General features: G+C 49.6%; 7 protein-coding genes and 1 tRNA gene. 2 read left to right on the top strand and 6 right to left on the bottom strand.

Annotated features, from left to right (window positions below; genetic code table 11):
- Complete coding sequence (locus DW922_RS11310; protein WP_118726599.1) at positions 1-1,752, bottom strand: ABC transporter ATP-binding protein; 1,752 nt, start codon at positions 1,750-1,752, stop codon at positions 1-3.
- 258 nt (positions 1,753-2,010) lie between these two features.
- Between DW922_RS11310 and DW922_RS11305 the strand changes: the two genes are divergently transcribed.
- Together DW922_RS11305 and DW922_RS11300 are read left to right on the top strand one after the other, a co-directional pair.
- The gene (locus DW922_RS11305) at positions 2,011-2,835 is read left to right on the top strand and encodes a YihY/virulence factor BrkB family protein (RefSeq protein WP_118719713.1); all 825 of its coding nucleotides are present in this window, start codon (positions 2,011-2,013) and stop codon (positions 2,833-2,835) included.
- A gap of 291 nt (positions 2,836-3,126) precedes the next feature.
- The gene (locus DW922_RS11300) at positions 3,127-4,002 is read left to right on the top strand and encodes a LysR family transcriptional regulator (RefSeq protein ID WP_118719712.1); all 876 of its coding nucleotides are present in this window, start codon (positions 3,127-3,129) and stop codon (positions 4,000-4,002) included.
- Here DW922_RS11300 and DW922_RS11295 read toward each other — a convergent pair.
- The 5 genes from DW922_RS11295 to DW922_RS11275 form a co-directional block, all read right to left on the bottom strand.
- Complete coding sequence (locus tag DW922_RS11295; RefSeq protein WP_118726598.1) at positions 3,986-6,370, bottom strand: ATP-dependent DNA helicase; 2,385 nt, start codon at positions 6,368-6,370, stop codon at positions 3,986-3,988. The two genes, DW922_RS11300 and DW922_RS11295, sit on opposite strands and share 17 nt — an antisense overlap.
- Before the next feature lie 85 nt (positions 6,371-6,455).
- Positions 6,456-6,526 (bottom strand) — tRNA-Trp (locus DW922_RS11290).
- A gap of 277 nt (positions 6,527-6,803) precedes the next feature.
- On the bottom strand, positions 6,804-8,171 hold the full coding sequence (radA, locus tag DW922_RS11285) for a DNA repair protein RadA (RefSeq protein ID WP_118726597.1): 1,368 nt from the start codon (positions 8,169-8,171) through the stop codon (positions 6,804-6,806).
- Between the two features lie 28 nt (positions 8,172-8,199).
- Positions 8,200-8,613: an endosialidase gene (locus DW922_RS11280; RefSeq protein ID WP_118719708.1), complete on the bottom strand. Its 414-nt coding sequence runs from the start codon at positions 8,611-8,613 to the stop codon at positions 8,200-8,202.
- Positions 8,614-8,836: 223 nt separating this feature from the next.
- Entirely contained in the window at positions 8,837-11,305 is a 2,469-nt protein-coding gene (locus tag DW922_RS11275) for an ATP-dependent Clp protease ATP-binding subunit (protein ID WP_118726596.1), read from the bottom strand.
- Positions 11,306-11,334: the final 29 nt, after the last annotated feature.

Raw genomic sequence — 11,334 nt, 5'->3', positions numbered from 1 at the left:
TTACTGCACCTCCTCTTTGGAAAGCTGGGACAGACAGATCTCACGGTATACCTCACAGCTTTCAAACAGTTCTTCGTGCGTACCGATTCCCACTGCTGCTCCATCGTCCAGAACAACGATCTGGTCCGCATGGCGGATCGTAGTCGCACGCTGGGAGACGATAAATACTGTCATGTCCTTTGTGTCCTTCTGGATCGCCATACGAAGCTTTGCGTCGGTTGCAAAATCCAGGGCTGAAGCGCTGTCATCCATAATTAAAATTTCCGGATCACGCACCAAAGCGCGGGCAATGGTCAGACGCTGCTTCTGACCACCGGATAAGTTCTTTCCGGCCTGGTCAATATAAAGATCCAGTCCTTTTTCCTTGCTGTCTACAAACTCGCGGGCCTGGGCGATATCCAGTGCATGGTAGATTTCCTCGTCCGTAGCATCTTTCTTGCCCCATTTCATATTTTCACGCAGCGTCCCCTTAAACAGGATCGCTTTCTGAGGAACGACGCCGATCTTTTCACGTAAGGTCTCCAGCTGGTAATCCTTGACGTTCACGCCATCTACCAGGACTGCGCCTTCCCGTACGTCGTAAAAACGCGGAATCAGGTTGACCAGAGAAGATTTTCCGGAACCGGTACCACCGATGATACCGATCGTCTGGCCTTTTTTCACAGTCAAGCTGATATCAGTCAGGGAATCCGCCTTTGCGCCTTTGTAAGCAAAGTTCACATGGTCAAAGCAAACCTTTGCCGGTGCCTGCGCCGGATCTTCAGACAGCTCTGGCTTTTTCTCCATACCTTCTGCCGGACTTACAATGCTGCTCTTCTCATCCAGAACCGTGCTGATACGGTTTGCGCAAGCCAGGGCCTTGGAGATAGAAACGATCAGGTTTGCCATCTTGATCAGCTCAACCAGAATCTGGGACATGTAGTTTACAAGCGCTACAGTCTCACCCTGGGTGATGATGCCTGCATCTACCTGCTTACCGGAGATCCAGACTACTGCAATGATTGCAAGGTTAACGACCACATAAGTCAGCGGATTCATCAGCGCGGAAATCTTTCCGACAAAAACCTGGAATTTTACCAGCAGGCTGTTGGACTCGTCAAAGCTTTTGATCTCATCCTCCTGGCGGTTGAATGCACGGATGACTCTCGCACCTGTTAAGTTTTCACGGGTTGCCTGGGTTACATGATCCAGCTGCTTTTGTACTTTTTTATAAAGCGGCATACTGATTGCCATAATGCCGAATACAATAATAGAAAGAACCGGAATTGCCACAACAAAAACCATAGCTGCCTTCGCATTTACCGTAAAGGCCATGATCATGGCACCAAACACGATGAATGGGGAACGCAAAAGCAGACGAAGCGTTAAGTTTACGCCTGACTGGACCTGGTTGATGTCGCTGGTCATACGGGTGATCAGCGCAGAGGTTCCGATCGTATCCTGCTCACTGTAGGATAAGCTTCCAATGTGGGCAAACAGATCGTTTCTCAGGCCTGTTGCAAATCCGACAGCTGCCTTCGCTGCAAAAAACTGAGCGGTAATGGAACAGGTCAGGCCAATGACGGCTAAAAGAAGCAGCAGACCTCCCATTTTCAGGATATACCCCGTATCCTGGTTTTTAATTCCCACATCAACAATCTGTGCCACAACTAGCGGCACAAACAGTTCAAAACTGGCTTCTAACATTTTAAAGAGCGGGGCCAGCACCGACTCTTTTTTGTAGTTGTCTAGGTAACGCAACAACCTCTTCATGGGACCCCTCCTGTTATCTTAGGTTTTCGTTTTGCATCCCGCAAAACAGGATTCCGTTATTATACCACCTTTTTTTAGTCCAGACAAGAAGCGATTGCTGTTTACCCGCTGCGCAAACAGCAACAAAAAAATCCTGCCCACGTACAATAACAAGAAGCTCTCCTTGCCATATTTTTGTATGCATGATACTATGATGATACCAAAAGCAAAATCCAAAAAGTCTGTTATTCCAGACAAAACGAAAGGATAACTCCTGCTATGATTTCTTTGATTTTTCGCTGTAAGCATATATGGGACCGGTGCGTAAAGGATGAGATTACCGTGTACGCGTCACAGGCATCCTTTTTTATTGTAACCGCCTTTTTCCCTTTTATCATGCTGCTTTTAACCCTGATCCAGTGTCTGCCGAATGTCGGCAAATCCGATCTGCTTTCCGTCATGGTCCGGATCATGCCGCAGATGCTGCATTCCCTGATTGTGAGCATTGTCGATGATCTGTATATCAAATCTCCCGGTACAATCTTGTCTGTAACTGCCCTGACTGCCCTCTGGTCTGCTTCTAAGGGAATGCTTGGCATTGAGCGCGGGCTAAACCGGATCTACGGGGATTTCAAGCGCCGCAACTATGTGCTCCAGCGGCTGTTTTGTTCCATTTACACGCTCATTTTTATGCTGGTGTGCGTGATGTCCCTGGTCCTTCTGATTTTCGGAAAAAATATTGAACGGCTCCTGTTTCGTTATCTTCCGATCCTGGCGCCGGCAGCCCGCCTGGTGATCAGCCTGCGTATCCTGTTTGCTTTGGCTGTATTCCTTTTTACCTTCGTCGGGCTTTACACCATTGTTCCGGCGAAAAAGCAAAAACCGCGGCAGCAGCTCCCGGGAGCTGTTTTCACCGCGGTCGGATGGTTAATTTTTTCCTATGCTTTTTCCATTTATTTTACGCACTTCAGCAATTTTTCCTATATGTATGGTAGCCTGACAGCCGTTGTCCTTCTGATGCTGTGGCTTTATATCTGTATCTGTATCCTGTTCGTCGGAGCAGAATTAAACGGATTTCTGGAAAAATCACACTATCATATCTAACCTTTGGAAGTCTCCCCCGGTTCCAATGCCGGTGGATATGTCACGGACAATTCCGTGACATCTTATAAAATCTCCACATCGGGATCACCCCGGTGATGTCTGCGATCAGCCAGCCGATCGGAATGGACGCCCAGATTCCCTCCACTCCGATTGCCGGGATCGCTCAGATCCTGTTTCATAGTAAAAAAATCCCCCATCTCTATTTTTATACACTTTTCTCTGTCCATTTTCCTCTTTACAACCCATCAGCTACGTGATAAAATAACGGTGGTTTTATAAGGAGGGCTAATATTGGATATCAATTATGAACTTTATAAAGTGTTTTATCATGTAGCAAATACCTTAAGCTTCTCAGAAGCCTCCAAGCAGCTGTTTATTTCCCAGTCTGCAGTCAGCCAGTCCATTAAGGTGCTGGAAAAAAAGCTGAACCAGCCGCTTTTCATCCGCAGCACCAAACGGGTACAGCTGACACCAGAGGGCGAAATCCTCTTAAAGCATATCGAACCAGCCATGAACCTGATCCGCCAGGGCGAAAACCAGCTTCTGGAGGCCAACACCTTAAATGGCGGCCAGCTGCGTATCGGCGCCAGTGACACCATCTGCCGCTATTATCTGGTTCCATACTTAAAGGAATTTCACCGCCGCTATCCAAACGTGCATATTAAAGTTACCAACCAGACGTCCATCGCCTGCGCAAAGCTTCTGGAATCCGGACAGGTTGACTTCGCCATTACCAACTACCCGAACTCCGGTCTTTCCAACACACAAAACGTACGGATCATCCGGGAATTTAAAGATGTCTTCGTTGCAAATGACGAATATAAGGAATTAAAAGGGAAAACCGTCAGTCTGAAGGACTTAAAGCAATTCCCGATCCTCATGCTGGACCGCAAGAGCACAACCAGTGAATTCCTTCACAGCATGTTCCAGCGCCACCAGCTGGATCTGGTACCGGAGATCGAGCTTTCCAGCAACGATCTGCTGATCGATCTGGCACGTATCGGTCTCGGCGTTGCCTTTGTCCCGGATTACTGTATTCCGGAAAATGAACACAATCTTTTCCGCGTCCAGACCGAGGAAGATCTTCCTGCCCGCCAGCTTGTTGTTGCAAGCAATGAAAGCCTTCCGATTTCCCAGGCCGCAAAACAGTTTATGGAGATGCTGTAGCATCTCCTTTTTTGACCTTCTCCCAGAAATTCCGCAGCCATCCATCTACCGTTTCCCGGGCCACAAGACCATATTCTGTCCATTCCCGCGGAAACAGCTCCTGAATCTCCCTGCGCAAAAACCGGTCATCCAGAAGCAGGATCACGCCCCGGTCCTCTGCTGTCCGGATCACGCGGCCTGCGGCCTGCAGTACCTTGTTCATCCCAGGATACTGGTAGGCGTAATCGTATCCGTTCTTCCCATGGTCATCAAAATACTGCATCAGGATTTCCTGTTCACTGCACACCATAGGAAGGCCGGTCCCTACGATGATTGTTCCTTCCAGGCGTTCTGCCTTTAAGTCAATCCCTTCTGAAAAGATACCGCCCAGTACACAAAGCCCTACAAACGATTCTTGCTTTTTCCCCTCGAACTGTTCCAGAAACCCTTCCCGTTCTTCTTCCGTCATGTGGTTCGTCTGCATCTGCCAGCGGAATGTTCCATCGTAGTGTTCGTCTAAGATCCGCTTTACCGCTTCCATATAACTATAGGAAGGAAAGAACACCATATAATTTCCGGTATGGCTGTGCGCCAGTTTCGTGATATAATCCGCCACCTTGCCAAATTCCGCACGGTTTCTTCTCGTATAGCGGCTGCTGACATCTTTCGCGATTAGGATCTGGCGTTTTCTGCTGTCAAAAGGAGAATTGGCATAGATTGCAAAATCCTCTGTATTTCCGCTGAGCAGCCTTTTGTAATACATCACAGGGATCATGGTTGCAGAAAAGAAAATGCCGGCAACTCCCTGCTTAAGACACGCATTCAGGCAGCGTGACGGATCGATGCAAAACAGATACAGGCAAAATTTTCCATCTGTCCCCAGCTCCGTATAGATCCGGTAATGGTCATCCAGACCGTCATACATATTCAGGAAATGGCGCAGGCCAAAATAAAACTGCAGAACAATCTCACGTTCCGAAAACTCTCGGTGTTCATCCAGAAACGGCTCAAATTCCCCCATTACAGTCAGAAGATTCGATACCAATAGATTCGCCTCTGGTAAGATCCGATACCCGGCCGACTCCCGTTTCCACTCCAGAAGATTACGGTTACAGCGTTCCAGTGCACGCTCCAGACGTGGAGCTTTCCCCTTTATGATCCGCTTCACCTGTAAAATATCTTCCTTTACCAGACAAGCACTATACATCCCCCTGGCGCGGTTTACCAGGTTATGGGCCTCATCGACCAGAAACAGATAATCTCCCTGGTTTCCATCTGCAAAATACCGCTTCAGCTTCGCATTCGGGTCAAATACATAGTTATAATCACAGATGATCCCGTCCGCCCAGCTGCTGATATCCAGACAGAATTCAAATGGGCAGACCCGGTAGTTTTTTGCGTATTCCAGAATGATATCCCGTGTGATCCCCTGTTGCTCATGAATGATATCATAAACCGCATCATTCACCCGGTCAAAATGTCCTTTTGCATAAGGACATGCATCCGGATTGCACTCTGCCTTTTCCAATGGACAGAGTTTTTCTTTCGCCGTAATCGTGACCGTTGTAAAACACATGCCCTGTCCCCGGAGCAGGGAAAAACAATTTTCTGCCACGCTGCGGGTGATCGTCTTGGCTGTTAGGTAAAACAGCTTTTCCCCGTTCCCACTTCCCATGGATTTTAATGCCGGATATACCACGGACAGCGTTTTTCCGATTCCAGTCGGTGCCTGAATGAACAGGTTGCGTTTTCTTGCCAGTGCACGGTACACCGACACTGCCAGCTCTTTCTGTCCAGGCCGGTATTCATACGGAAATTCCAGATCCCGCAGGGATTCGTTCCGGCGCACGGTATGACGGTATAAATATTCTGCCCATTTCACGTATTCATGGATCAATCCTTCAAACCACTCTGTAAGTTCTTCCCTGCTCTTGTCCTGCCGGAAGCGGCGGATCTCCTCTGTTTCCAGATTGCAGTAGGTGATCTGGACTGTGACCGAATTCAGGCTCTCATGGTCGCAGCAATACATGTGCGCATAGCAAAAAGCCTGGGCCAGATGGACCTGGGCCGCTTCCTCCAGCAAATGAAGATCCATGTAAACACATTTGATCTCGTCGATGGTCACACCAGAAGCCTCTTCGATCACACCATCGGCGCGGCCCTCCACCAAAATCCGGTAGTCCTCCTGCTCCATGATATGTTTCATTGCAACCTCTGCGTGGTAGCTGGCACCCTGCCGCTTCTGGATCTTCCGGTGCATGCGGCTTCCGGCCTGCATGGCATCCTTTTCTGCTGAGGAAGTATGGCGGTTGTCGATATCACCACTGCGCATGACGAATTCTACAAGATTGCGCACGGATATGCGTATCGTTTTCCAGTCAGTGCTCATACCAGACCCTCCTATTGCTTTCTTGAAACCTTTCTATGCAACGAAAAAAGCGATAAAGCCCTAAGACTTTATCGCTCTTATTTAGCAGGGGATGAGGGGCTCGAACCCCCATCGACGGTTTTGGAGACCGGTGCTCTACCATTGAACTAATCCCCTATGTTGTTTCCGTTGAGTTCTTTGTTTTTTTCGTTTCCCTCAACGCTCATTTATAATAACACGGATCTATTCATCTGTCAACAAATTTTTAAAGTTTTTTGAAAAAAATATATTTTTGGTACGAAACCCTGATTTTATGCGAAAAACAGGACGCCAGAAACTTACATTCCTGGCGCTCTGCTCTCCGGCATATGATGATAAATCATAACGATTCAGCAGGCCTTGCGCATCCACTATGCTGGCCGTAAGAAGCCATGGACTGGCAGGCAAAAATTCATCAGATCAGCCGGATCGCCTCCCGCACGTTGCTGACTCCGTACAGAGCGATCTTGTCGGTCTTTTTCATTTTATCCAGAGATACCTGTGGAAGAATGCAGGCTTCAAAGCCCAGCTTGATGGCTTCGTGCACACGCTGCTCTGCCTGGGATACCGCACGCACCTCGCCCGCCAGTCCTACCTCACCGAATATGATGCATTTGGGATTCACTGGCTTGTCTTTCATGCTGGAAACCAAAGCCAGGATAATAGCCAGGTCCAGAGCCGGCTCGTTCATCCGCATTCCGCCTGCAATATTCACATATGCATCGTAACGTGACATTTCATAGCGGCAGCGTTTTTCCAGAACTGCCATCAGCAGGTTGACACGGTTAAAGTCCGTTCCTGCAGCTGTCCGCCTCGGCATTCCGAAGTTTGTCTGGGTCACAAGCGCCTGGACCTCTAAAAGGATCGGCCGGGTTCCTTCGATCGAACAGGCGACCACAGCACCTGATGCCTCCTCGGGTCTTCCGCTGAGCAGATACTCCGAAGGATTCTCAACCTCTTCCAGACCATTCTCCTGCATTTCAAAAACCCCGATCTCGTTGGTAGAACCAAAACGGTTTTTCACACCGCGCAAAATACGGTACGATGCATTGCGTTCTCCCTCAAAATACAATACCGTATCCACCATATGCTCCAGCACACGGGGACCGGCTACTACACCTTCTTTTGTCACATGGCCCACGATAAACACGGAAATCCCCATACCCTTTGCAATCTGCATCAGGACATTCGTGGATTCACGCACCTGGCTGACACTGCCCGGCGCCGATGCCACATCCTCCCGGAACATGGTCTGGATGGAGTCGATGATAACGGTTTCCGGCTTTGTCTCCCGGATTGCCTCCTCAATGGTATCCAGATTGGTTTCGCAAAGGAATAGCAGCTCCCCGCTTATGGTGCCGATGCGGCTTGCACGCATTTTGATCTGTTTTAAGGATTCCTCTCCGGAAATATAGAGTACCCTGTGACCGTCCCGCGCCAGATTCCGGCACATTTGAAGAAGCAGGGTCGATTTTCCGATGCCGGGATCGCCTCCAACTAAAACCAGGGAGCCGGCTACAATGCCGCTCCCCAGTACACGGTCCAGTTCCGGATACCCGGTAGATATCCGGTCCTGTTCTTCTATGGACACTTCCTCCAGCTTCACCGGCTTTGCTATGCTGTGGTGGGCAGCACTCCCCGCACGGCCTGCCGGTGTCTTTTTTGCCACCGGCTCCTCCACAAGGGTATTCCACTCCTTGCAGGCAGGACACTGTCCCAGCCACTTGCTGGATTCGAAACCGCATTCTTTACAGAAAAACACGGTTGTCTTTGCTTTTGCCATACATGTAATTTCCTTTCGCCGCCAGGTCTTAGCGTTTTACAACCTTTACCTGACAGGTAACACCTTCATTTAATTCTACACTGACAACCAGCTTGCCGCTCATGTTGGTCTTCATGCCGCCAACTGCAACGCCATCTACATATACCTCGTATTCTGCATCATCCTCCAGCTGGATCGTGATCTGTGCGTCCTTGTCTCCAGATACGGTAAACTCTACGCCATCATGCTTTGCAGAGAAATGCTCTACTGCGGTTCCCGGTACAGACTCATAAACGAAAGAACCGTTGCGCTCTAATTTTGTGATCTCGTAAAAGGTTTTGATCTTATATAAATCTCCCGCATGCTCGAAATTGTCAAGCTTGCTCTTGCTGTCTAATTTGTAGTTGCCGAAGCTGATGGTCCCATCTGCCTCAGAGCGGATTAAAGATTCGATTACTGGCATGTGTTTGCCCTCCTGGTATTTTCATTTTGCATTTTTTGCTGCTGTAAGAAGGAATGTGGCTTGGAACATTCCCGCGCCGGCACGTGGCAGCTTTGGCAGCCATCTGCCCTTGCTCCTGATGTACACATTGCAGCTGCCTGGCCTGCATAGCAGGCCAGGCAATACACGGCACTTCTGGCTATGCCGCTTCTCATAGGATTATACAACAATGGGGAAAATTAATCTAGTTTTTTATCACTTCTGACGGCAAAAATTTCAATCCGTCTTCCCCTTTTGTAACAGTTACAGCTTCACCGGCTTTTACCTGGCCATCCAGCACGGCCTCTGCAAGGCCGTCCTCAAGAAGATTCTGAATCGCACGGCGCAGCGGGCGTGCACCGTATTTTTCATCATAGCCCTTTTCCACCAGATATGCCTTTGCAGCATCGTCTACCGTAAGCTTTAAGTTCATCTGGGTCAGGGTCCGTCTGCAGATATCCTTTAACATGATATCCACGATTTCCTTCATATGATCCTGGGACAGCTGGTGGAACACGATGATCTCGTCGATACGGTTTAAAAACTCCGGCTTGAACATCCGCTTTACCTCTTCCATAACGCGTTCCTTCATAAAACGGTAGCGTTCCTTTGCATCATCATGGGAAGCAAAGCCCAGACGCTTCGGAGCAATGATGTTCTCCGCACCTGCGTTGGAGGTCATGATCAGCACCGTATTTTTAAAGTCGATCTTTCTTCCCTGTGCATCCGTAATATGGCCATCGTCCAGAACCTGCAGCAAAATGTTGAACACGTCCGGATGGGCTTTTTCGATCTCGTCGAACAGGATCACAGAATAAGGATTTCTGCGTACCTTCTCACTGAGCTGGCCGCCCTCCTCATATCCGACATATCCTGGCGGGGATCCGATCATCTTGGAGACGCTGTGCTTCTCCATATACTCCGACATATCAACCCGGATCAGGGCATTTTCCGTACCAAACATCGCCTCAGCCAGCGCCTTGCAAAGCTCTGTTTTTCCAACACCGGTAGGTCCTAAGAATAAGAAGGAGCCGATTGGACGCTTCGGGTCCTTTAAGCCGACTCTTCCGCGGCGGATCGCTTTGGCAACCGCAGTAACTGCTTCCTCCTGGCCAACCACTCTCTCATGCAGGATGGATTCCAGCTTCCGAAGCCGTTCCGATTCCTCCTCAGCCAGCTTTCGCACCGGGATCTTTGTCCATCCGGAGACCACATCGGCGATCTCTCCCTCTCCGACCACCAGCTTTCTGGATGTCTTTTCCTTCTGCCATTTTTCGCGGATCTTTTCGATCTTTTCGCGTTTTTTCTGCTGGCGTTTTTTGATCTCACCGGCCTTCTCATATGCCTCTGTCTTAATCGCCTGCTCCTTCTGGTTCTCCAGCTTTTCAATCTCTTCTGTCAGACTCTTGATCTGTGCAGGCTCCTCGTAGGCAGTCAGGCGGATCTTTGAGGCTGCCTCATCGATCAGGTCAATGGCTTTATCCGGCAGAAAACGGTCGTTGATGTAACGGGCAGAAAGGCGTACTGCTGCCGTTAAGGCATCGTCTGTGATCGTCACCTTGTGATGTTCTTCATATTTAGGTCTTAATCCCTTTAAAATCGCAATGGACTGCTCCTCCGTCGGCTCCTCTACTACGACCGGCTGGAAACGGCGCTCCAGAGCTGCATCTTTCTCAATATATTTGCGGTATTCTTCCCGTGTTGTAGCACCGATCAGCTGGATCTCGCCACGTGCCAGGGACGGTTTTAAGATGTTGGAAGCGTCAATCGCTCCTTCTGCCCCGCCCGCACCAATGATCGTGTGGATCTCATCCAGGAACAAAAGTACATTTCCATCCTCCGTTACCTCGGAGATCACCTTTTTAATACGCTCTTCAAATTCACCACGGTACTTGGATCCAGCCACCATGCCGGAAAGATCCAGCGTCATGACACGCTTGTCCGCGATCGTTTCCGGGACACTGCCACCAGCAATCATCTGGGCCAGCCCCTCGACCACTGCAGTTTTTCCTACGCCCGGTTCTCCGATCAGGCACGGGTTATTCTTGGTCCGGCGGCTCAATATCTGGACAACCCGCTGGATCTCGTGTTCCCTGCCGATCACCGGGTCCAGCTTGCCTTCTCTTGCAAGCTTTGTCAGATCGCGGCTGAAGCTGTTTAACGTTGGCGTGGAAGCGCTGCTGTCTCTTCCGCTTCTTGAGGACTGCAGCTCCTCCTTCGCCTCTGCCCCATCTTCTCCCATGGCACTGCACAGGTCTATATATAGCTTTTGCAGGCTAACATCCATGGTATTAAGCAGGCGGACTGCAGCGCAGTCACTCTCCCGGATCATGGCGATCAGAAGATGCTCGGTGCCGATCAGCGGCGCTTTGAAGCGGACTGCCTCCCGGTAGCTCTGGTTTAACACCCGTACTGCACCAGGTGTATACACGGTTTCCCCGATCGTGGCAACATTCTGGTTTGGAAAGATCAGCTGCCTGATCAGCTCCTTTACCTTATCTGCCTTTACACCATTTGCGTCCAGAACCTTTGCTGCCACACCTTCCTCTTCCATTAAAAGACCAACCAGAAGATGCTCGGTCCCTACATAATTATGGCCCAGCTCCTCCGCTGCCTGGGTAGACAGCGCAATGGCATTCCAGGCCTGTTCTGTAAAGTGATTTCTATCTATCAAATTCAGGTCCTCCTTTATTGTCACATTTT

Source organism: Clostridium sp. AM42-4 (assembly GCF_003480105.1).
Taxonomy (GTDB): domain Bacteria; phylum Bacillota; class Clostridia; order Lachnospirales; family Lachnospiraceae; genus Brotaphodocola.
The sequence above is the reverse complement of the archived record's forward strand: the minus strand, read 5'-3'. Positions and strand labels throughout refer to the sequence as shown.